The organism is Streptomyces sp. NPDC096205 (genome assembly GCF_044763135.1).
Taxonomy (GTDB): Bacteria; Actinomycetota; Actinomycetes; order Streptomycetales; family Streptomycetaceae; genus Streptomyces.
The window spans coordinates 477,747-499,223 of record NZ_JBIWFS010000004.1 but is presented as its reverse complement, the minus strand read 5'-3'; the positions used below and the strand labels follow the sequence as shown (position 1 = coordinate 499,223).

The 21,477-nt window shown below is 72.3% G+C and carries 18 protein-coding genes and 1 pseudogene; 8 read left to right on the top strand and 11 right to left on the bottom strand.

The genetic code is table 11. The annotated features are described in order from the left end of the window. Window positions 1–30: 30 nt before the first annotated feature. Complete coding sequence (locus tag ACIQ6Y_RS18210; RefSeq protein ID WP_404039490.1) at window positions 31–825, top strand: metal-dependent hydrolase; 795 nt, start codon at window positions 31–33, stop codon at window positions 823–825. A gap of 56 nt (window positions 826–881) precedes the next feature. Here the strand turns inward: ACIQ6Y_RS18210 and ACIQ6Y_RS18205 are convergent, their stop codons facing one another. From ACIQ6Y_RS18205 to ACIQ6Y_RS18190, 4 genes are all read right to left on the bottom strand, one after another. Then, window positions 882–1,145, bottom strand: coding sequence for a type B 50S ribosomal protein L31 (locus tag ACIQ6Y_RS18205; RefSeq protein WP_404039487.1), 264 nt, complete (start codon window positions 1,143–1,145; stop codon window positions 882–884). Window positions 1,146–1,199: 54 nt separating this feature from the next. Further along, window positions 1,200–1,670: a DUF5709 domain-containing protein gene (locus ACIQ6Y_RS18200; RefSeq protein WP_404039484.1), complete on the bottom strand. Its 471-nt coding sequence runs from the start codon at window positions 1,668–1,670 to the stop codon at window positions 1,200–1,202. Window positions 1,671–2,342: 672 nt separating this feature from the next. Next, window positions 2,343–4,187: an ABC transporter ATP-binding protein gene (locus tag ACIQ6Y_RS18195; protein WP_404039481.1), complete on the bottom strand. Its 1,845-nt coding sequence runs from the start codon at window positions 4,185–4,187 to the stop codon at window positions 2,343–2,345. Further along, entirely contained in the window at window positions 4,184–6,025 is a 1,842-nt protein-coding gene (locus ACIQ6Y_RS18190) for an ABC transporter transmembrane domain-containing protein (RefSeq protein ID WP_404039478.1), read from the bottom strand. Before ACIQ6Y_RS18190 ends, ACIQ6Y_RS18195 begins: the two co-directional genes overlap by 4 nt. A gap of 186 nt (window positions 6,026–6,211) precedes the next feature. On the opposite strand from ACIQ6Y_RS18190, the gene ACIQ6Y_RS18185 reads away from it, so the two are divergent. Continuing rightward, on the top strand, window positions 6,212–7,810 hold the full coding sequence (locus tag ACIQ6Y_RS18185) for a peptide-N4-asparagine amidase (RefSeq protein ID WP_404039475.1): 1,599 nt from the start codon (window positions 6,212–6,214) through the stop codon (window positions 7,808–7,810). Between the two features lie 67 nt (window positions 7,811–7,877). Here ACIQ6Y_RS18185 and ACIQ6Y_RS18180 read toward each other — a convergent pair whose 3' ends face one another. Continuing rightward, window positions 7,878–8,366 carry a MarR family winged helix-turn-helix transcriptional regulator gene (locus ACIQ6Y_RS18180; RefSeq protein ID WP_404039472.1) on the bottom strand — a complete coding sequence of 163 codons (489 nt, stop codon included), beginning with the start codon at window positions 8,364–8,366 and terminating at the stop codon, window positions 7,878–7,880. 95 nt (window positions 8,367–8,461) lie between these two features. Between ACIQ6Y_RS18180 and ACIQ6Y_RS18175 the strand changes: the two genes are divergently transcribed. Together ACIQ6Y_RS18175 and mltG are read left to right on the top strand one after the other, a co-directional pair. Next, window positions 8,462–10,264, top strand: coding sequence for an ABC transporter ATP-binding protein (locus ACIQ6Y_RS18175; RefSeq protein ID WP_404039469.1), 1,803 nt, complete (start codon window positions 8,462–8,464; stop codon window positions 10,262–10,264). A gap of 43 nt (window positions 10,265–10,307) precedes the next feature. After that, entirely contained in the window at window positions 10,308–11,150 is an 843-nt protein-coding gene (gene mltG, locus ACIQ6Y_RS18170) for an endolytic transglycosylase MltG (RefSeq protein ID WP_404039466.1), read from the top strand. Between the two features lie 12 nt (window positions 11,151–11,162). Here mltG and ACIQ6Y_RS18165 read toward each other — a convergent pair whose 3' ends face one another. Then, window positions 11,163–12,239, bottom strand: a complete 1,077-nt coding sequence (locus tag ACIQ6Y_RS18165) for an NAD(P)-binding domain-containing protein (RefSeq protein WP_404039463.1) — start codon at window positions 12,237–12,239, stop codon at window positions 11,163–11,165. Window positions 12,240–12,354: 115 nt separating this feature from the next. On the opposite strand from ACIQ6Y_RS18165, the gene ACIQ6Y_RS18160 reads away from it, so the two are divergent. Then, window positions 12,355–12,777, top strand: coding sequence for a secondary thiamine-phosphate synthase enzyme YjbQ (locus tag ACIQ6Y_RS18160; protein ID WP_404039460.1), 423 nt, complete (start codon window positions 12,355–12,357; stop codon window positions 12,775–12,777). 211 nt (window positions 12,778–12,988) lie between these two features. Beyond that, entirely contained in the window at window positions 12,989–14,545 is a 1,557-nt protein-coding gene (locus ACIQ6Y_RS18155; RefSeq protein WP_404039457.1) for an MFS transporter, read from the top strand. Between the two features lie 45 nt (window positions 14,546–14,590). Here the strand turns inward: ACIQ6Y_RS18155 and ACIQ6Y_RS18150 are convergent, their stop codons facing one another. The 3 genes from ACIQ6Y_RS18150 to ACIQ6Y_RS18140 form a co-directional block, all read right to left on the bottom strand. Next, a complete protein-coding gene (locus ACIQ6Y_RS18150; protein WP_404039454.1) occupies window positions 14,591–15,505 on the bottom strand; it encodes a peptidoglycan-binding protein in 915 nt (304 codons plus the stop codon). A 354-nt stretch (window positions 15,506–15,859) separates the two neighbouring features. Continuing rightward, window positions 15,860–17,182 (bottom strand): hypothetical protein, encoded by a 1,323-nt coding sequence (locus tag ACIQ6Y_RS18145; RefSeq protein ID WP_404039451.1) that lies wholly within the window; start codon window positions 17,180–17,182, stop codon window positions 15,860–15,862. 58 nt (window positions 17,183–17,240) lie between these two features. After that, window positions 17,241–17,633 carry a DUF5997 family protein gene (locus tag ACIQ6Y_RS18140; RefSeq protein ID WP_404039448.1) on the bottom strand — a complete coding sequence of 131 codons (393 nt, stop codon included), beginning with the start codon at window positions 17,631–17,633 and terminating at the stop codon, window positions 17,241–17,243. A gap of 381 nt (window positions 17,634–18,014) precedes the next feature. On the opposite strand from ACIQ6Y_RS18140, the gene ACIQ6Y_RS18135 reads away from it, so the two are divergent. Continuing rightward, window positions 18,015–18,797: a LysR substrate-binding domain-containing protein gene (locus ACIQ6Y_RS18135; protein ID WP_404039445.1), complete on the top strand. Its 783-nt coding sequence runs from the start codon at window positions 18,015–18,017 to the stop codon at window positions 18,795–18,797. Window positions 18,798–18,815: 18 nt separating this feature from the next. Here the strand turns inward: ACIQ6Y_RS18135 and ACIQ6Y_RS18130 are convergent. Then, window positions 18,816–19,541, bottom strand: a pseudogene (locus tag ACIQ6Y_RS18130) (glycosylase); the annotation flags it as partial. 213 nt (window positions 19,542–19,754) lie between these two features. On the opposite strand from ACIQ6Y_RS18130, the gene ACIQ6Y_RS18125 reads away from it, so the two are divergent. Next, the gene (locus tag ACIQ6Y_RS18125; protein ID WP_404039442.1) at window positions 19,755–20,699 is read left to right on the top strand and encodes a sigma-70 family RNA polymerase sigma factor; all 945 of its coding nucleotides are present in this window, start codon (window positions 19,755–19,757) and stop codon (window positions 20,697–20,699) included. 130 nt (window positions 20,700–20,829) lie between these two features. Here the strand turns inward: ACIQ6Y_RS18125 and ACIQ6Y_RS18120 are convergent, their stop codons facing one another. Beyond that, complete coding sequence (locus ACIQ6Y_RS18120) at window positions 20,830–21,309, bottom strand: Lrp/AsnC family transcriptional regulator (protein WP_404039439.1); 480 nt, start codon at window positions 21,307–21,309, stop codon at window positions 20,830–20,832. Between the last annotated feature and the right edge of the window lie 168 nt (window positions 21,310–21,477).

Genomic DNA, 21,477 nt, shown 5'->3' with positions numbered 1-21,477 from the left:
GGCAGACGAGGAACGGGGCGGGCAACGGCGATGATGGGACCAGCACACTCACTCTCGGGCGCCGCGGCCTGGCTCGGCGTCGGAGCGGCCGCCGCCGCGGCCGGGCACACGATGCCCTGGCCGGTCCTCCTGGTCGGTTCCCTGCTCTGCGCCGGCGCGGCGCTCGCCCCGGACCTCGATCACAAGGCGGCCACCATCTCGCGCGCGTTCGGTCCGCTGTCGCGGGGTGTGTGCGAGATCGTGGACAAGCTCTCCTACGCCGTCTACAAGGCCACCCGCAAGCAGGGCGACGCGCGCCGTTCGGGCGGGCACCGCACGCTGACGCACACCTGGCTGTGGGCGGTGCTGCTCGGGGCGGGCGCCTCGGCGCTGGCGATCACGGGCGGCCGCTGGGCGGTCCTGGCGATCCTCTTCGTGCACATGGTGCTGGCGATCGAAGGTCTGCTGTGGCGGGCCGCCCGCGGGTCGAGCAGCGACGTGCTGGTGTGGCTGCTGGCCGCGACCAGCGCGTGGATCCTCGCCGGAGTGCTGGACAAGCCGGGCAACGGCGCGGACTGGATGTTCACGGCGCCGGGCCAGGAGTACCTGTGGCTGGGCCTGCCGATCGTGCTCGGCGCTCTGGTGCACGACATCGGGGACGCGCTGACGGTCTCGGGATGCCCGATCCTGTGGCCGATCCCGGTGGGCCGCAAGCGCTGGTACCCGATCGGCCCGCCCAAGGCCATGCGGTTCCGGGCGGGAAGCTGGGTGGAGCTGAAGGTGCTGATGCCGGCGTTCATGGTGCTCGGGGGAGTGGGCGGCGCGGCCGCGCTCAACTTCATCTGAGCGATCCGCGCCGCGGTCCCAACCGTCGGCGTGGCGGTTGGCTTCGGCGCCTGCGGTCAGGCGTTGCCGCCGGACTGGGCACCGCCGTAGCGCCGCTCGAAGGCGGCGACGCGGCCCTCGGTGTCGATGGTGCGGGCCTTGCCCGTGTAGAACGGGTGGCTCTCGGAGGAGATCTCCACGTCGACGACCGGGTAGGTCTCGCCGTCGTCCCACTCGATGGTCTGGTCGCTGCTCGCGGTGGAACGGGTGAGGAAGGCGTATCCGGCGGCCCGGTCACGGAAGACGACGGGGTGGTAGTCGGGGTGCTTGTCCTGCTGCATGCGTGCTCCTGGTGCGGCGTGGAAAGAGGGTCGGGCGGAAGGTCGGGTGCGACGTCAGCCGTACAGGGCCTCCTCGTCGACGATGTGCATGGCCGCCTCCTCGGCGGAGGCCGCCGCACCGTCGATGCCGACGTCCGTGGCGACGAGCGCGCTCTCCTCGTCCTCGTGCGCTCCCTCGTCGGGGGCCACGAGGCGGCCCGAGCGAGCGGCGCCGACCTCGTTGTCCAAGAGCTCGCCGTCGGTGTCGCGGTCGCCGATGCCGTCCCCGTCATCGGCCGCGTCCACGTCAGGCACCTCCTCGGCCAGCCGCTGGTCCAGGGTCTCGCCCTGCCAGCGCTCGGCGGCCGTCACACCGTCGTGCTCGACGGCCCAAGGCTTCTCCGGAGGGGACCAGCCCCGGTCCAGTGGGTCGCCCACACCGTCGTACTCGAGGGTGTCCTCCGCATCGAGCAGCCCGGTGTCCTCGCGCTGGTCGGACGCGTCGGGCTGGTAGACGTCGTCTCCCCATCCGTCGGCGCTGTTCACGGGTACCTCCAGGTGGTGGGGACGGTGCCGTCACGGCCTCGGGTGGCGGGATGTCGTCCCCGCGCGGTGCGTGGGCCGTCACGGCATCGGCGGGCCGCCGGGTACTCCCGCGGCCGGTGCCGCTTTCCAGAGTTCCACCCTTCGTCGGAACCGCGCAACGGCACGAGGCGGGGCCCGGCCGGGGCCGGGCTCCCGCACCCGTCGCCCGGCCGCGCCGCAGGTGGGCCCACCGACACCGTGGCCTGCGACAGCACCCCCGCGCTCCCTGTTCCGACCCTCTCGGGAGGCGCTTCACGGACCCGTCGAGGCTTTCTGATGTTGGTCCGCGGGGGAAGGCGCAGGTGGCCGGGGCGAGCGCGCCGGGCGGACGAGCGGGGGAGGGTGCCGGCCGTGGTGAGGGCCGGGTCTTCCGGCCTGGCGCGTCCCGGGGCTCGGTCGGAGGGCTGGTGGGATTCGCTGTCGAGGGACGGTGCCGAGTCCCGCGACCCGGTGCGTCCCGGGTCGCGGGCGGACGGCCGATACGGGGTGCCGTCGCTGGTCGGGGCCGCGTGCCCCAGCCTGGTGTGTCCCCGGACCGCGTCCGGTGGTCACGGCGACGGGCCTACGGTGGGACGCGCCGAGTCCCCCGGCCCTGCGCGTCCCTCGATCCCGGCCCTCCGTGGGCCGGTCGTGTCATCCGTGCCAGGACCGCCACAGTGCCGCGTAGGCCCCGTCCGCCGTGACCAGTTCGTCGTGGCTGCCCAGTTCGCTGATGCGGCCGTTCTCGACGACGGCGATGATGTCGGCGTCGTGGGCCGTGTGGAGGCGGTGGGCGATGGCGACGACGGTGCGGCCGTCGAGGACGCGGGCCAGGGACCGTTCGAGGTGCCGGGCCGCGCGCGGGTCGAGCAGCGAGGTCGCCTCGTCCAGGACGAGGGTGTGCGGATCGGCCAGCACCAGCCGGGCGAGCGCGATCTGCTGGGCCTGGGCGGGGGTCAGGGCGAAGCCGCCCGAGCCCACCTCGGTGTCCAGCCCGTCCTTGAGCGCGCGCGCCCAGCCGTCCGCGTCGACCGCGGTGAGGGCCTCCCACAGCTCGGCGTCGGTGGTGTCCTCCGACGAGCCCGGCGCGTGCCCCTGCGCCGGCACCACTGCGCCCGCCCCGAGCCGCGATCGCGGAACAGCGAGCAGCAGGTTGTCGCGCAGGGTGCCCACGAAGACGTGGTGCTCCTGATTGACGAGGGCCACATGGGAGCGGACCCGTTCCGCGGGCATCCGGGACAGCTCGGCGCCGCCCAGGGTGATGCGGCCGGACCGGGGCGCGTAGATGCCGGCGAGGAGGCGGCCCAGCGTGGACTTGCCCGCGCCGGAGGGTCCGACGAGGGCCAGCCGGGTGCCGGGGGCGACGGAGAGGGACACCTTGCGCAGGACGTCCACGCCCTCGCGGTAGCCGAAGTGCACCTGGTCGGCGTGCACGTCCCGCCCCACCGGGGCCACGGCGGCGTCACCCGCCTCGGGCTCGATGTCCCGCACGCCGACGAGCCGGGCGAGGGACACCTGGGCCACCTGGAGCTCGTCGTACCAGCGCAGGATGAGGCCCACCGGGTCGACCAGCATCTGCGCGATGAGCGCGCCGGTCGTGAGCTGGCCGACGCCGATCCAGCCCTGAAGGACGAAGACCCCGCCGAACATGAGCACGGAGCCCAGCACCGTCACATGCGTGATGTCGACGACCGGGATCAGCACCGACCGGAGCCACAGCGTGTAGCGCTCCCAGCTCGTCCACTCCTTGATGCGCTGGTCGGACAGGGCGACCCGGCGTTCGCCCAGCCGGTGCGCCTCGATGGTGTGCCCGGCGTCCACGGTCTCGGCGAGCGCGGCGGCCACGGCGGCGTACCCGGCGGCCTCCGAGCGGTAGGCGGCGGGCGCCCGCTTGAAGTACCAGCGGCATCCGACGACCAGCAGCGGCACGGCGACCAGCACGGCGGCGCCGAGCGGCGGTGCCGTGACGACCAGCCCGCCCAGCAGCAGCGCCGCCCAGACGAGGCCGATCGCCAGTTGCGGGACTGCCTCGCGCATGGCGTTGGCGAGCCGGTCGATGTCGGTGGTGATCCGGGACAGCAGGTCACCGGTTCCGGCCCGCTCCAGGACACCGGGAGGCAGGCCGACCGACCGCACCAGGAAGTCCTCGCGCAGGTCGGCCAGCATTCGCTCGCCCAGCATCGCCCCGCGCAGCCGCACCTCGCGCACGAAGACGGCCTGCACGAGCAGCGCGGCCACGAACAACGTGGCTGTCAGCCCGAGATGCAGCTCGCGGGCCTCGTCCGAGACCCGTTCCACCAGGTCGCCGAGGAGATAGGGCCCGACCATCGAGGTGACCACGGCGATGGTGTTGACGCCGATGAGCAGCAGAAAGGCGCGGCGGTGCCGCTGGAACAGTTCCTTCACATACGCGCGTACGGTCGCCGGGGCACCGACGGGGAGTGTGCTCGCCGTCGTCGGGGCCGCCGGGTCGTACGCCGGTGGCGCCACGCCGATCATGCCGTCTCCTCGATCTCTTCCAGTGCGTCGGTCTCTTCCAGTACCTCGGTGTCGTCCAGGGCGTCCGTCAGAGCGGCGTCCGCCCGGGAGCGCGAGCCCGCGGCATCGTCCTCGGTGTCGCGGGTGACCACCGCCCGGTACCGGGGCTCGGCGTGCACGAGTTCGCGGTGCGGGCCCACCGCGACGACCTCGCCGTCGTGGACGAGGACGACCCGGTCGGCCCGGTCCAGCAGCAGTGGGGAGGAGGTGAAGACCACCGTGGTGCGCCCGTCGCGCAGTTCCTGCAGCCCCTGCGCGATCCGCGCCTCCGTGTGCGAGTCGACGGCGGAGGTCGGCTCGTCCAGAACCAGCACCTCGGGGTCGGTCACCAGGGACCGGGCGAGGGCGAGGCGCTGGCGCTGGCCGCCGGACAGCGAGCGCCCGCGCTCGGTGATCCGGGCGTCCATCGGGTCCTCGGCGTCCAGCGAGCCCTGCGCGAGCGCGGCCAGCACGTCCTCGCACTGTGCCGCGGACAGCGCGTCGCGCGCGTCGACGTCACCGGAGGCGGGTACGTCGAGCAACTCGCGCAGGGTGCCGGACAGCAGCACGGGGTCCTTGTCCTGCACCAGCACGGCAGTGCGCGCGTCGCCGAGCGGCAGATCGTCCAACGGCACCCCGCCCAGCAGCACCGAGGTGCCCGGCTCGCTCGGGTGCCCGCCCAGCCGCTCCGCGAGCCGGCCCGCCGCGTCCGGGTCGCCGCACACGACGGCGGTGAGCCGCCCTGCCGGTGCGAGGAGGCCGGTCGTCGGGTCGTACAGATCGCCGGCCGGTGCCTCACCCGCGAGGGATCCGCCGCTGTCGGTGGCGCGTTCCAGGGACAGCACACGGGCGGCCCGGCGCGCGGAGGGGCGGGAGAAGGAGTAGGCCATCGCGATCTCCTCGAAGTGCCGCAACGGGTACGTGAGGATCAGGACGGAGCTGTAGACGGTGACGAGTTGACCGACCGTGATCCGGCCCTCGCGGGCCAGGTGGACGCCGTAGCAGACGACGAAGATCAGCAGCAGCCCGGGCAGCAGGACCTGGATCGCCCCGATGAGCGACCACATACGGGCGCTGCGGACGGCGGCGTGGCGCACCTCCTGGGAGGCACGGCGGTAGCGGTCGAGGAACAGTTCCTCGCCGCCGATGCCGCGCAGCACGCGCAGGCCCGCCACGGTGTCGGAGGCCAGCTCGGTGGCGCGTCCTGCCTTCTCGCGCTGCTGGTCGGCCCGCCGGGTGGCCCGCGGCAGCAGCGGCAGCACCGCCAGCGCCAGGACGGGCAGTCCGACGGCGACGACCACGCCCAGCGCCGGCTGGTAGACGACGAGTCCGACGCAGACCACCACGACCGTCAGCGCGGCGGCCGTGAACCGGGACATCGCCTCCACGAACCAGCCGATCTTCTCCACGTCGCCCGTGGACACGGCCACCACTTCTCCGGCGGCCACCCGCCGGGTGAGGGCCGAGCCGAGTTCGGCGGCCTTGCGTGCCAGGAGTTGCTGGACGCGTGCGGCGGCGGTGATCCAGTTGGTGACGGCGGCGCGGTGCAGGCCGGTGGAGCCGATCGTGTTGCCCGCGCAGGCAAGCGCCATCAGTCCGCCGGCGGCGGCCAGGCGGGCGCCGGACCGGTCGACCACGGCCTCCACCGCCAGGCCGACACAGAAGGGCAGCGTGGAGACGGACAGGAAGTGCAGCAGCCCCCAGGCCAGGGACTTCAGCTGCCCTCCCACCTGGTTCCGGCCGAGCCACCACAGGAATCGGGGCCCGGAGCGTGCATCGGGAACGCCCGGGTCGGGATACGGAAGGTCTTGGATCTGCATGACGTCCCAGTGGCTCGTCTCAGGAGTACGGGACCGCCCACCGGCGGCAACAAACCGTGAAAGGTTCGCGTCCTTGCGTAGTCGATGGCAAGCGCTTTTCCCGATGCCCGTACGGCATCGGCCACTTGAGGACGCCTTGCGGAACGCCTCATTGCCACAGCGCCCGACTCCCCGTAGAACACCGGCATGAGAAACCGGATCATCATGTCCATGCTCACAGGGGCGACCCTCCTGGCGAGCACTCTTCTCGGGGCGGGTCCAGCCCGATCGGCCGACGTCCCGGCCGAGTTCGGCACCGACTGGCACGACCCGGTCGTCGCCGCCCCGCCGGTCACCGAGCCCGCCGGGAAGACCTGCCGAGTGACGCTCGCCGAGGCACAGTTCCGCGACTTCACGCCGTACAAGGGCAGATACAGCCCGCCCGAGGGCTGCGGCGACCGCTGGAGCAAGGTCGTGCTGCGGCTCGACGGCAAGGTGAAGGGACGGCAGTACGACCGCCTCGGATACGTCCATGTCGGAGGCGTCGAGATCCTGCGGACGTCGACCCCGCAGCCCTCGCCCGACGGCATCGAGTGGTCGGTGTCGAAGGACGTCACCCGCTACAGCGACACCTTCCGGGCCGACCGGGACGTGGAGATGCTGATCGGGAACGTCGTCAACGACACCTACACCGGCGTCATCGACGTCAAGGTCACGCTCACCTTCTTCGCGGGAGGCGCCGCGGCCCGCCGCACCCCCGACCAGGTGCTCACCCTCACGGACGGCGCCACCCTCACCGCCCCGCGCAACAGCGAACGCATCCTCGCCGAGGTGTACGCCACCGGATCGGGCGGCGGATGCGAGGAGTACTGGTACCTGACCGTGCCCGGCTCCGCCCCCTACTCCTGCCCGGCCGACGACGGCCCGTACCGCGAGGTGCAGATCCGGGTCGACGGCCAACTCGCCGGAATAGCCGCCCCGTTCCCGACGGTGTGGACAGGCGGATGGTCGAATCCCTTCCTCTGGTACGTCGTACCGGGCCCGCGCGCCTTCGACATCAAGCCGATCGAGTACGACCTGACGCCGTTCGCCGGCCTCCTCAACGACGGCCGCCCGCACCGCGTCGAGGTGTCCGTCGCCGGTGTCCCGGCAGGTCAGAGTGGCTGGAGCACACCGGTGAACGTACTGGTCTGGCAGGACGCCGGCCGCACCCACGTCCCCGGCGCGCTCACCTCGACGAAGGCCACCGACCTGGTGAACGACTCCTCGTACACGCCCGGTTCGGAGCACCGCGTGGACACCGAGGGCGGCCATGCGCTGACCGTCGCCGGGTACGTCGACACCTCGCACGGCCGGGTCACGACCACCGTTTCCCGCACGCTGGCCAACACCTCGGTGCACCGCTGGACCGACGGCGAGACGGTCGACGGGCTCGACGCCACCTGGACCGACGCGGAGAGCCGGACCGTCGACGGGCCGGGTGCGGCGCGGACGACCCGTACGCAGCGGACGTACGCGATGGACGGCACGACCACCCTCGGCGCCGCCGACCGGCTGCGCACGGTGCTGACTCTGGGCGACCGGGCCGCGACCACCGAGACGCGAGGCGGCGTCCGCACCGCCTGGTCACGACTCGACGACACCTACACGGGCGACGCCACCTACACGATCAACGTGCCGCGTGACCAGCGGCACGCGGTCGGTACGACGAGCGAGCGCTACCGGCTGTACGGCTCGGCGGGCTGCTACGACCGCACGCTGACGACGGCTCAGGGTGTGCTGACGGAGGACCGCCTGCGCTGCTGAGCGCACGGCATCGCGCCTGCCGCGGCCGCTCCCGCCAGGGAGCGGCCGCAGTGGCGTCCGAAAGGTTTCAGCAGCGTCCCGTCCCGACGCCGCCCATGCCACCGATGCCCCCCAGGCCCTCCCCGTCGCCGTCGATCAGTGTGTCGAGGAGCCCCAGCAGCACCGTCCGCTCCGCCGTCGTCAGCGGGGCGAGGATCTCCTCCGCGGCCGACCGCCGCGCCTCGCGCAGCTCCCGCAGGGCCTTGCGGCCCTCCTCGGTGACCTCGATGCGGATGACCCGGCGGTTGGCCGGGTCGGGCACCCGGCGCACCATGCCGCTCGCCTCCAGACCGTCGACCAGCGTCGTGACCGCACGGGGCACGACCTCGAGGCGCTCGGCGAGGTCGGCCATCCGCGGCGGTGAGCCGAAGTGTGCCAAGGTGCGCAGCAGCCGGGACTGGGCTGGAGTGATGCCCAGGTCACGGTGTTCCAGATGCCGTTTCTGGATGCGGTGCACCCGGCGGGTGAGCCGCAGGAGTTGCTCGGCGAGCAGGCCCTCGGAATCTGGGGTGGTCATGCGGGAACAATATCAGGACCCCATTCATTGTGAGTATAGGTAACAATGAGCTACGATCCGTCGGCCACCGGCCTCGTCCCATCCCGTAGGAGCCCATGCACCCCGATCACGACCCCACCTGGATCCCGCCCGCCGACGCGGGCGAGCAACCCCGGCAGGTGCGCCGCATCCTGGCGCTCTTCCGCCCCTACCGCGGCCGTCTGGCCGTCGTCGGCCTGCTGGTCGGCGCCGCCTCGCTGGTCTCCGTCGCCACGCCCTTCCTGCTGAAGGCGATCCTCGACGAGGCGATCCCCGAGCGGCGCACCGGCCTGCTCACCCTGCTGGCTCTCGGCATGATCCTCAGTGCCGTGCTGACCAGCGTCTTCGGCGTGCTGCAGACCCTGATCTCCACCACGGTCGGCCAGCGCGTCATGCACGACCTGCGCACCGCCGTCTACGGCCGGCTCCAGCGCATGTCGCTCGCCTTCTTCACGCGCACGCGCACCGGCGAGGTGCAGTCCCGCATCGCCAACGACATCGGCGGCATGCAGGCCACCGTCACCTCCACGGCCACCTCCCTGGTCTCCAACCTCACCGGCGTCATAGCCACGATCGCCGCGATGCTCGCGCTGGACTGGCGGCTCACGGTCGTCTCGCTGCTCCTGCTGCCGGTGTTCGTGTGGATCAGCCGCAGAGTGGGCAACGAACGCAAGAGGATCACCACCCAGCGCCAGAAGCAGATGGCCGCCATGGCCGCCACCGTCACCGAGTCGCTGTCGGTCAGCGGCATCCTGCTCGGCCGCACCATGGGCCGCGCCGAGTCGCTGACGCAGTCCTTCGCCGATGAGTCCGAGCGGCTGGTCGAGCTGGAGGTCCGTGCGAACATGGCGGGCCGCTGGCGGATGGCCGTCATCACGATCGTCATGGCCGCCATGCCCGCCGTCATCTACTGGACCGCCGGCCTCGCCTTCCATCTGGGCGGCCCCGACGCCTCGCTGGGCACCATCGTGGCGTTCGTCTCGCTCCAGCAGGGCCTGTTCCGGCCCACGGTCAGCCTGCTCGGCACCGGTGTGCAGATCCAGACCTCGCTCGCGCTCTTCCAGCGCATCTTCGAGTACCTGGACCTGCCGATAGACATCACCGAGCGCGAACGCCCCGTACGTCTCGACCGGATCAAGGGCGAGGTCCGCTTCGAGGAGGTCGAGTTCGGCTACGACGCCAAGGACGGCCCCGTCCTCGACGGCATCGACGTCACCGTCCCCGCGGGCGGCAGTCTCGCGGTGGTCGGCCCCACCGGCGCGGGCAAGTCCACGCTCGGCTACCTGGTGCCGCGGCTGTACGACGTGACGGGCGGGCGGGTCACGATCGACGGGGTCGACGTGCGCGACCTCGACTTCGACACACTCGCCCGCGCGGTCGGCGTCGTCTCCCAGGAGACGTACCTCTTCCACGCCTCGGTCGCCGACAACCTCCGCTTCGCCAAGCCCGACGCCACCGACGACGAGCTGCACGCGGCGGCGAAGGCCGCGCAGATCCACGACCACATCGCGGCGCTGCCCGACGGTTACGACACGGTCGTCGGCGAGCGCGGCCATCGCTTCTCCGGCGGGGAGAAGCAGCGCCTCGCCATCGCCCGTACGATCCTGCGCGACCCGCCGGTGCTGATCCTCGACGAGGCGACCAGCGCGCTGGACACCCGCACCGAGAGCGCGGTCCAGCAGGCGATCGACGCGCTGTCGGCCGACCGGACCACGCTCACCATCGCGCACCGGCTGTCCACCATTCGGAGTGCCGACCAGATCGTGGTTCTCGACGCCGGCCGGGTGGCCGAACGGGGCACGCACGAGGAGCTGTTGGGGCTCGACGGACGGTATGCGGCCCTGGTGCGAAGAGACGCCCGACTGGAGCCGACAAAATGAAGATATGCCGGGTTTGTGGCGATATGCGGGTTACCGTGCCCACATGCAGACGAACACTCCGCCACGGAGCTCGATCCGGCTGACGCGCCGGGGCCGTATCGTCCTCATCGCGACCGGGGCCGTCGTGGCCGCCACCGCCGTGGCGGTGCCGCTGCTGACACTGGGCGGCGAGCAGGACGCCAAGCCCACCTCGCTGGTGATCCCCGAGGGCTGGCGCGCCGGCCAGGTCTACGAGGCTGTCGACAAGGCCCTCGAACTGCCGCCGGGCGCCACCAGGAAGTCCCTGGCCAAGGCCCACCTCAGGCTGCCTATCGACGCCGAGGGCAACCCGGAGGGCTACCTGTTCCCGGCGACCTATCCGCTCCAGGAGAAGGCGACGCCCGAGTCGCTGCTGGCGTACATGGTCGACACGGCGAACAAGAAGTTCAACGGCGCGCCCATCGCGGCCGGTGCCCAGCGCAACGCGATGAACGTCTACCAGGCCGTCACCATCGCCAGCATCGTCCAGGCCGAGGCCGCCACCAAGGCCGACATGGGCAAGGTGGCCCGGGTGATCTTCAATCGGCTGGAGCGGGGCATGCCGCTGCAGATGGACTCCACCATCAACTACGCGCTCGGCCGCTCCACGCTGCGGACGACGCTGGACGACACCCGGCTGGACAGCCCCTACAACTCCTACCAGCGCATGGGTCTGCCGCCCACGCCGATCACCAACCCCGGCGAGGACGCCCTGCGCGCGGCGATCAGCCCGACGCCGGGCGACTGGCTGTACTTCGTCACCGTCAAGCCGGGCGACACCCGCTTCACGGCCGACTACGCCGAACACCAGCGCAATGTGGCGGAGTTCAACGCCCAGCAGAAGAAGAGCGCGCAGCCCGCAAAGTGACCTGGTGAGGCGTCACGCGGCGACCGGCTCCCCGGCCAGCAGCCTTCTGATGTCCCGTACGGCGGCGCGGCCGGCACGGTTGGCGCCGATCGTGCTGGCGGACGGGCCGTAGCCGACGAGGTGGATGCGGGGATCGGCGACCGCGCGGGTGCCCTCGATGCGGATGCCGCCGCCTGGCTCGCGCAGCCGCAGCGGGGTGAGGTGGTCGATCGCCGCGCGGAAACCGGTCGCCCACAGGATGACGTCGGCCGCGATCTGCCGGCCGTCGTCCCAGGCGACCCCGTCGGGTGTGATGCGGTCGAACATCGGCTGCCGGTCCAGGGCTCCGTCCCGCAGCCCCTGCCGGATCGCGTCGTTCAGTGGCAGTCCGGTCACCGACACCACGCTCCTCGGCGGCAGTCCCTGCCGCACGCGCTCCTCGACGAGGGCGACCGCGGCGCGGCCCGCTTTCTCGTCGAAGGGGCCCTCGCGGAAGACGGGCGGCCGCCGGGTGACCCAGGTGGTCGAGGCGGCGTACGGGGCGAGCTCCAGCAGGTGCTGCGTCCCGGAGGCACCGCCGCCGACCACCACGACGCGCTGCCCGGCGAACTCCTTGGGGCCCGGGTACTGCGCGGTGTGCAACTGGCGTCCGCGGAAGGTCTCCTGGCCGGGATAGCGCGGCCAGAAGGGGCGGTCCCAGGTGCCGGTGGCGTTGATCAGCGCCCGGGTCGCCCAGGTGCCGGCCGAGGTCTCCACCAGCAGCCGCCCGTCCGGGCCCTCGCGGACCGCGCGGACGTCGACGGGACGCCGTACGCGCAGGTCGAAGGTCCGCTCATAGTCGGCGAAGTACTCGGAGATCACCTCCGAGGAGGCCCGCTCGGGGTCCGCGCCCGTCAGCTCCATGCCCGGCAGGGCGTGCATGCCGTGCACCTTGCCGTAGGTGAGCGAGGGCCAGCGGAACTGCCAGGCGCCGCCGGGTCCGGGGGAGTGGTCGAGGACCACGAAGTCGCGCTCCGGCTCGAAACCGGAGCGGCGCAGGTGATAGGCGCCGGCCAGACCCGCCTGCCCGGCGCCTATGACGACGACCTCGACCTCACTCAAGTTGTTCACGTTTCTACCAACCGCGTGGGTGCGGTAGATCTTCCCGGCCGGCCCGACCACGGCGAGACACCGGAGGGAGACATCCTGAGCCGGCAGCGGCCGTCCATGGGCCAGGATGGAGGGCATGCCAGATGCGTTCACCACCCATGTGCTGCGGGTCTCCTCCGGTTCCAGCGAGCGGATCGTCGACCTCACCGCCGACTGCGAGGCCTTCCTCAGGGAGGCGGCCGACGGCCGTGACGGCCTCCTCAACGTCTTCGTCCCCCACGCCACCGCCGGCGTCGCCATCATCGAGACGGGCGCGGGCAGCGACCACGATCTGCTCGCCGCCCTGCACACCCTGCTCCCCGCCGACGACCGCTGGCAGCACCGCCACGGCAGCCCCGGCCACGGCCGCGACCACGTCCTGCCCGCCATCGTGCCCCCGCACGCGACCCTCCCGGTGATCGGTGGCCGCCTGGAACTCGGCACCTGGCAGTCGGTCTGCCTGGTGGACACCAACAAGGACAACCCGGACCGTCAGGTACGCCTGTCCTTCCTCGGCTAGTTCCCGTAGCGCGCGGCGCACCGGAACGAGCCGTGTCAACTGGGGAATCGGGCGGGCCCTTGGACCGCTGGGGCGTGCAGGGCGTCACCTGGAGCCGAGGCGATGATCGACTGGTGACGCCCGGAGGGCGGGCGTAGCGTCGGACGGGTGGACCAGCGGTGGACGCACCCGTCCGTCCACCGACCCCCCTCGCCCCGAGGGCGTGACGCGCATGAGCAGCCATCCCCAGCCGACCTCCGCAGCACACACCGCCACCCCCGAACCGGGTGGCGGCGGCAACGCGATGGCCCTTCTGGTCATCGCGTCCTGCCAGCTGATGGTGGTGCTGGACATCACCATCGTGAACATCGCGCTGCCGGACATCCAGCGCTCCCTGGAGTTCTCCACCACCAGCCTGTCCTGGGTGGTCAACGCCTACACCCTCACCTTCGGCGGCCTGCTGCTGCTCGGCGGCCGGGCCGGCGACATCCTCGGCAGACGGCGCGTGTTCGTGTTCGGCGTGCTGCTGTTCGTGCTCGCCTCCCTGCTCGGCGGACTCTCCCAGAACGCCGGTCAGCTGCTCGCGGCACGCGCACTGCAGGGCGTCGGCGGCGCCATCGCGTCCCCCACCTCGCTGGCACTGATCAGTACGACCTTCCGCGAGGGCCCGGAACGCAACCGGGCGTTCGGCGTGTTCGCCGCGGTGTCCGCGGGCGGCGGCGCGATCGGACTGCTCATGGGCGGCATCCTGGTCGAGTGGCTGGACTGGCGGTGGGTGCTGTTCGTCAACGTGCCCATCGGCCTGCTGATCGTGCTCGCCACACCACGCTGGATCAAGGAGTCCGAGCGGCACCCCGGCCACTTCGACATCGCGGGCGCACTCACCTCCACCGCGGGCATGGTGCTGCTGGTGTACGGCTTCATCCGGGCCGCGCAGGACGGCTGGCGGGACGCCTACACGCTGGCGTCGTTCGGCGCGGCCGTGGTCGTGCTGGCGGCGTTCGTCCTGATCGAGCGCCGGTCCAGGCAGCCGATCACGCCGCTGCACATGTTCGCCGACCGCAACCGCGCGGGCACCTACGGCATCATGCTGTGCCTGGCCGCGGCGATCTTCGGGATGTTCTTCTTCCTCACGCTGTTCGTGCAGAACGTCCTGAACTTCAGCCCGCTCGCGGCCGGGTTCGCGTTCCTGCCGGTCAGCGCGGTCATCGCGGTCGGCGCCGGACTGGCCTCACGGTTCCTGCCCGTCTACGGCCCCAAGCCCTTCATGGTGCTCGGCGCGATCCTGGCCGCCTCCGGCCTCGCCTGGCTGACCCTGACGGACGTGCACTCCACGTACGCCGGCAGCATCCTCGGCCCGATGCTGGTGTTCAGCCTCGGCATGGGCATGGAGTTCGTGTCGCTGACGCTGATGGCGCTGTCCAACGTCGCCGTCCGCGAGACCGGCGCGGCGTCCGGGCTGCTCAACGCCACCCAGCAGGTGGGCGGCTCGCTGGGCCTGTCCATCCTGGTCACCATGTTCGGCACGGCCAGCGGCAACGAGGCCGACAAGCAGATCCCGCTCTTCCTGCAGCAGGCCACTTCCGTCGAGAGGCTGCGCTTCGAGAAGACGGGCCAGCTGCCGCCGCCGTACGCCGACGAGATCCTGACCGCCGGCGTGTCCAGCGCGTTCATCGTGGCGGCGATCTTCACCGCGCTCGCCGCGCTGATCGCGGTCCTCGTCATCCAGGTGCGCCCCTCCGATCTGGAGCGCCTCCAGGGCGGCGGCTTGGGCCCCGGCCCCGGCTGAGTCCGGAGCCAGGGTGCCGAGGTGCCGCGATGATGGGGGGCGCTGTCAGGAGAACAGCAGCTTCCAGGTCAGCGGCCCGGGGAATCCGTCGGCGTCGCCGCGCAGCTCCGGGCGGGACTTCTGGAAATCACGCACGTTGAGCCGGTCGGCCTCGCCCCAGGTCCGGCCCGGGCCGACCTTGTAGTGGTCGCCGAAGCCGCGCTTGACCAGCTGCTTGCCGAGCTTCAGGACATGGTCGTTGATCGCGCCCTCGCCGAAGAACTTGCGGCCCGGGAACGCCGGGATCTTCGGCCGGCTCGGCGCCGGCTGGGCCGGCGGTTCGTCCAGGTCCAGGTCCGCCCTGGCGCGCCGCAGGATGTCGGTGAAGTCGATCGCGCCGGGGTCGCCGTGCTCGTTCTCGGGGACGTGCATATGGCCGCACACTCCCGAGAACTTGCTCCACTTCGAGTGGCTCATGCGCTGCTTGTGGCCGTTGCCGAACGAGTCGGGGTAGGCCGGCCACGCCTTGGGTCCAGCGAGGGGCACGCCGTGCTCCTCGTGCATCCAGGACAGGAACCGCGCGACGCCTTCGAGCGCCCATTCCGGGGCCTCGGGCCAGAAGATGTGCTCCTGTCCCGCCTTCTTCCACTTGCGGTGCGTCTTGGGGTCGCAGGTGCCGACCAGCTCGACCTGGCAGACGTTGAGCGTGTTCGTCTCGACGCCGCCCTTGAGATTCTGCAGCGCCCGGGAGGAGACCTCGACGTCGAAGTGCTGGAACCAGCGCAGCCGCTTCGCGTCGAGGTCGGGCACCGCGGTGAGGTTCGGAGCGGAGCCACCGCCGCCGTAGCCCGGCAGGTTCGGGCCTTCGGTGGTGTGCAGGACGACGACGTTGACCTCCATCGGGTCACCGGGGAAGTCGTCCTGGTACCAGTTCGCGCGGCTGGAGCCGGGGTACCGCTGGGGGCCGGTTTTCACGCTCATGCGCAGCCTTTCCGAGTCATGAGGTTCCCGGGGGCCTGGTGCGGCCCGGGGCATGCCTGATGATGTCTCAGTTGGCTGGCCACATGCTGAAGTTGACGGAACGCGACACGTTTCGTGCATGCTTCGTGACAATTTGGACCGAGCGGGGACGAAGTGGATGCTCGGCCAGCGGGCCAGCGGGCCAGCGGGCCAGCGGGCCAGCGGGCCGCCGGGCCGCTGGAGTAAGGAGAAGTGCCGGCTCGGCCCCGGCCGCTGGGGCGCTGGAGTAAGGAGAAGTGCCGGCTCGGCCCCGGCCGCTGGGGCGCAGGAGTAAGGAGAAGCGCCTGTTCGGCCCCGGCCGCTGGGGCGCAGGAGTCAGGAGAAGCGGCTGCTCGGCACCGGGCCGCTGGATCGCAGGGCCGTGCGCTCGCCGCGCAGCCAGGTGCCGCGCATCGCCGTGGCGAATGCGGCGAACGCCTCGTCGGGGTCGGCCGGTGTCTCGCCGTCGCCCTCGTCGGGGGCGGGGTCGGCGGACAGGATCTCCTCGGCGATCCGCGCCGCGGGCCGCTCGTCGGCCGGCTCCGGGCCCACTTCGCCGTCCTCGCCGACCCGCAGCCGCTCGCCCCAGGGCGCGACGGCCGACTGGTGCAGCAGCGCCACGCTGTCCGCGGTGACCGTCGGGGCGTCCGTCCAGCAGCTCGCGTGCTCGTGCAGCACCTGACCGGCGGCACGCTCGTGCAGCTGCCCCAGCAGCTCCGGGCCCTCGGGCGTGTCGAGTAGCCCGTTCAGGTCGTAGGCGACCACGACGGTGTCCTCGCGGCCGGGTACGAAGGGCTCCGCGGGGAGGCCGAGCAGGCCTGCCGCCGCACGGCCGAGGATCTCGCTGTCGCGGTCGGGCAGCAGGGACACGGACCGCGGCCGCAGCTCGGCGGCCTCCATCAGCGTCCTCAGCCGCAGCAGCCCGCGCAGGCACAGCTCGGGCGTGTCCTGGAGCCAGGCGAAGCGACCGTTCATCCCGGCCCCGAAACCGTACGGAGAGATCGTGCCGAGGATGCTCCCGCCGATCACGTACTGCCATCCGCGCAGGTCGGACAGGTCCAGCGGGGTCGTCGGCGCGGCGGCCGCGGCGCGCTCCAGCATCCGGGTCTGCCGCTGCCGCGCGGGCAGCCACTGCGGGTCCTCGGGGTCGGCGAGCAGCGCGTGCTGCCTGCGGGCCAGCTCCAGGTCGCCCGCCATCAGCGCGTTGTACACGAGCAGATAGCGGTCCGGCCACGGCGGGAGCGCGGCGTCGTACCGGCCGAGCAGCTCGACCGCCTCCCCGTGCCGGCCCTCCCGCTCGTACGCCGAGACCAGCTCGCGCACCACTCCGAGCGCGTCCGGGTGGGAGCGCAGCACCTCGCGCAGTGCGGGGACCGCCAGGTAGGACACGCCGCGCTCGACGCAGGCGTACCCGAAGTCGTACAGCGCCTTGGCGTCCTCCGGCCGGGCGGCGAGCGCCTCCGCGGCCTGCCGCAGGTCGTCGAAACCGGCCCCCTCCGCGGCCCGCGCCGCCACCAGCGCGACCTCGCCCAGCGGCAGGGTGTCGGTGTCGGAGCGCAGCCGCCGCAGGGCGCCGGGTATGTCACCGGAGTCCAGCAGCTCCCAGGCCTCGAGGACGGCGGGGGACTTCGGGCGGCGGCGATTCCTGCGGGAGAACATGGCGGTGATCATCACCGAGGGCGGCGCACGCCCTCAACCGGATTTCCCGCCCGGGACGTCAGTGCTGCTGCTGCGCGCGCTCCGCGTCACGCTTCTTCAGCCGCGCCGCCTCCTTGCGGACCTCCGCCTGCGTGGCGCGCTCCTTCTGCAGCCACTCGGGCATCTCGGCCTTCAGCGCCTCGATCTGCTCGGTGGTGAGCGCTTCGGTGACGCCGCCCCGGGCCAGACCCGCGATGGACACACCGAGCTTCGCCGCGACCACGGGGCGCGGGTGCGGACCGTTCTGTCGCAGCTCGCTCAGCCACGCGGGCGGGTTCGCCTGCATCTCGTTCAGCTCGGCGCGCGTGACGACCCCCTCCTGGAACTCGGCGGGGGTGGCGGGCAGGTACACACCCAGCTTCTTCGCCGCGGTGGCGGGCTTCATCGTCTGGGCGGTCTGGTGCGACTTCATGCAGACCAGACTATCCGCCGGGTGCGGGGTCGCCGACCACAGCGCCGCGCGCGGGGCGCGGGGCCGCGGGCTACAGCGCTGTTCAGCGGGCGCGGTCCGCCGGCCGCAGTGCCGCTCGCCGGGTGTGCGGGCAGGGCCCCGCAGTGCTGTCCGCCAAGCCCGGCCCCGCCGGCCACAGCCCCCGCCCGCCGATCCCAAGCCCAGCCCCGCCGGCCACAGCCCCCGCCCGCCGATCCCAAGCCCAGCCCTGCCGGCCACAGCCCCCCGCCCGCCATCCCAAGCCCGGCCCCGCCGGCCACAGCCCCTCCGCCCAGCCCAAGCCTGCCCACCCCCACGGCCGCCCGTGCGGGTCGGCCGGCTCGTACCCGGTAACCTGGCGGAGTGACAGGCCCCGAAACACCCCCCTCGTTCCGGCTCGCGTACGTTCCCGGGGCCACGCCCGGAAAGTGGGTGCGGATCTGGGCGGAACGCCTGCCCGACGTCCCGCTCGTGTTGCTGCCCGTGGCTGCTGCGGAGGCTCCCGAGGTGTTGCGGGCGGGGGAGGCGGACGCGGGTGTGGTGCGGCTGCCGGTGGACCGTACGGTCTTCAGCGCGATTCCTCTCTACACCGAGACGTCGGTCGTGGTCGTGCCCAAGGACCACCTGCTGACCGCGGCCGAGGAGGTGACGGTCGAGGACCTCGCGGACGATGTCGTGTTCCACCCCCTGGACGACGTACTCGGCTGGGAGCGGCTGCCGGGCAAACCGGCCATCGAGCGGCCCGCGACGACCGCGGACGCGATCGAGCTGGTCGCGGCGGGCGTCGGTGTCCTGGTCGTACCGCAGTCGCTGGCGCGGCTGCATCACCGTAAGGACCTCACCTACCGCACGGTGACCGACGCGCCGCAGTCGAGCGTCGCCCTGTGCTGGCCGGAGGACGCGCACAGCGACTTCGTCGAGGACTTCATCGGCATCGTGCGTGGCCGCACGGTCAACAGCACGCGCGGCCGGCAGCGGACGGCCGAAGAGCAGGAGCGCAAGCAGGAGCGTAAGCAGAAGCCGGCCACCGCTTCCGCCGCCCGCCGCAAGCCCGCCCCCGCGAAGGGCGGCCGCCCCCGCACGGGCGGTGCCAAGGGCGGCGGCAAGGGCGGCGCGGGCCGCGGCAAGCCGCGCCGCCGCTCCTAGACGTCAGCGTCGATACCGTCAGCGTCGATACGACGCTCCCTCAGCCGTTCGTACGACCGTGTCGGCGTCGGCTCGCGACAGCAGCCCGGCCGCGACCCAGGCGTCGGCCGTCGCCCGTACGCGTACGACCAGCGCGTTCCTGCTCGCGAAGGGCGCGCCCGCCCAGATCTCGTCGAGCAGGGTCGTGCCGTCGGCCTTGGCCGGGTTGGCCACGCCGGAGTCGATGCCGCCGAACACCACGCGTGGCTCCGAGCGCCGGAAGTAGGCGTGGGTGGGGTCCTCGGTGCCCTCCAGGAAGGGGGCGATCTCCCGGCCGTCCAGCGTGAAGTGCAGGGGCTTGCCGGTCACGGGGGAGAGCGAGGGCAGCAGGTCGCCCGACAGGGCGGCGTTGCGGTACAGGCCCAGCTGGAGATGCGTGGTCGCCGGGTTGCGACCAGGTTGACCGGGCCGAGGAACAGGGTCTGCAGCGACGGGTCGTCCAGGGCCTTCTCCACCCGCAGCCGGAAGGGGAAGGAGACCCGCACGAGGTCGCCCGAGCGCCAGGTGCGGGACACCGGGAAGTAGGAGCAGGGCCGCGGAGTGCCGCTGACCGCACGGCCGTTGACCGTCACCCAGGAAGACCGCGGTCGCCCAGGACGGCACGCGCAGCAGCAGCGTGACGGTGCCGCCGCCGCGGACGGTGAGCGTGCTGCCCTGCTCGAAGGGGGAGTCGGTGGTCTGCGTGACGGTGATGCCGCGCTCGGCCGGTGAAGTGGCCGCGCAGATTGCCGTCGCGGCGAGCAGTGCGCCGCCGATCAGGGTGCGTTGGGACAGGGGCGGGGCCATGTACTCTTCCCCGGTTGTTCGATATCGCGAACGCTGTGCGGATGGTCGTCCGGACGCTAGAGGCGTGCGGAAAGGTCGTCAACGGTACTGACAGGTTCGGCAGTTGCGGCCGGGGCCGGTAACGTCACCCCCATGGGGGATACGACGACCGACCTGGAACTCGACGCGTACCGTGCCGAACTCACCGGCTACTGCTACCGGATGCTCGGCTCGGCCTTCGAGGCCGAGGACGCCGTGCAGGAGGCGCTGCTGCGGGCGTGGAAGCACGGCGACCGCTTCGAGCAGCGCTCGTCGGTGCGCACCTGGCTCTACCGCATCACCACCAACGTCTGTCTGGACGCCCTCGCCGCCCGCGGCCGGCGCGTCCTGCCGATGGACCTCACCGAACCGGCCGTCGGTGCCACCTCACCGGGTGCGCCGCTCGACGCCGCCATGTGGATCGAGCCGTGCCCGTACGGCGACCCCGCGCACGCGGCCGCCGCCGACGAGTCCGTACGCCTCGCCTTCGTCGCCGCGCTGCAGCACCTGCCGCCCAAGCAGCGCGCCACGCTTCTGCTGCGCGAGGTGATGGGCTTCTCCGCCCAGGAGGTCGCCGAGCTGCACGAGTGCAGCGTGGCCTCGGTCAACAGCGCGCTCCAGCGGGCCCGTGCCACCCTCGCTGCACGCCGCGCGCCGGACGGGGAGAGCCCGGCCGAGCCGTCCGGCACCGTCCGGTCGGCCCTCGCCCGGCGCTATACCGCCGCCTTCTCCCGCTTCGACATGGAGGAGCTCGGCATGCTGCTCCACGTCGACGCCACGCTGTCCCTGCCGCCGTACACCGTGTGGATGCGCGGCGCCTCCGACATCCGGGCCTGGCTGAGCGGGCCGGCGGTCGGCTGCCGCGGGTCACGCCTGGTGCCGGTCGAGGCGAACGGCTCGCCGGCCTTCGGGCAGTACCGGCCCGCCGGCGCGACCTACGCGCCGTGGGCGCTCCAGGTCCTCGACGTGCGCGGCGACCGGGTCACCGCCATCCACGCCTTCCGGGACACCGAGCGGCTGTTCCCGCTGTTCGGGCTGCCGGAGAGTATCCCGGCCTAGGGCCGCCTCGCGCCCTGCCGATTCTCCCGGCCTCGCCGCCCGGCCGCTTCTTCCCGGCCCAGGACTGCCTCGCCGCCCGGCCCGTTCTCCTGGCCCAGGACTGCCTCGCCGCCCGGCCCATTCTCCTGGCCTAGGACTGCCTCGCCGCCCGGCCGATCGACTCGACCAGAGGCAGCAGTCGGTGCGGGACGCGTTCGCGCAGGGCGACCTCGGTGCGGGTGCGGACCACGCCCGGCAGACTGATCAGCTTCTGGATGACATCCTCCAGATGCGCGTTGTCGCGGGCCACCACGCGGGTGAGCAGATCGCCCCCACCCGTGATGGAGAACGCCTCGACGATCTCCGGCACGGACGCCAGCGCGTCGCCCACGTCGTCCAGGTGCCCCTGGGTCACCTCGATGTGCACGAACGCCAGCACCGGATGGCCGAGCGCGGCGGGGGAGAGGGCCGGACTCGTGCCGGTGATCACGCCGTCCCGCTCCAGCCGGTCCAGGCGGGCCTGGAGGGTGCCGCGGGCCACGCCGAGGATGCGGGCGTACTCGCGGACGCTGGTGCGGGGCTGCTCCAGGAGCAGCCGCAGAATGCGGGTGTCCAGTTCGTCCACGGCCATGGCGCACGGCCTCCTCGTCGCTTGTTGATCTTCATCGACTGTACCAATGGCCCATCACCGCGCGACCGGGCTGGACCACGGCCGGTGGTCCGTTGGCCCTCCTCTGGCCGAGCAGCGATGGCCCCGGCTGTGCCATTGGCCCACCGGTAATGAGCCGACTTGAGCCAC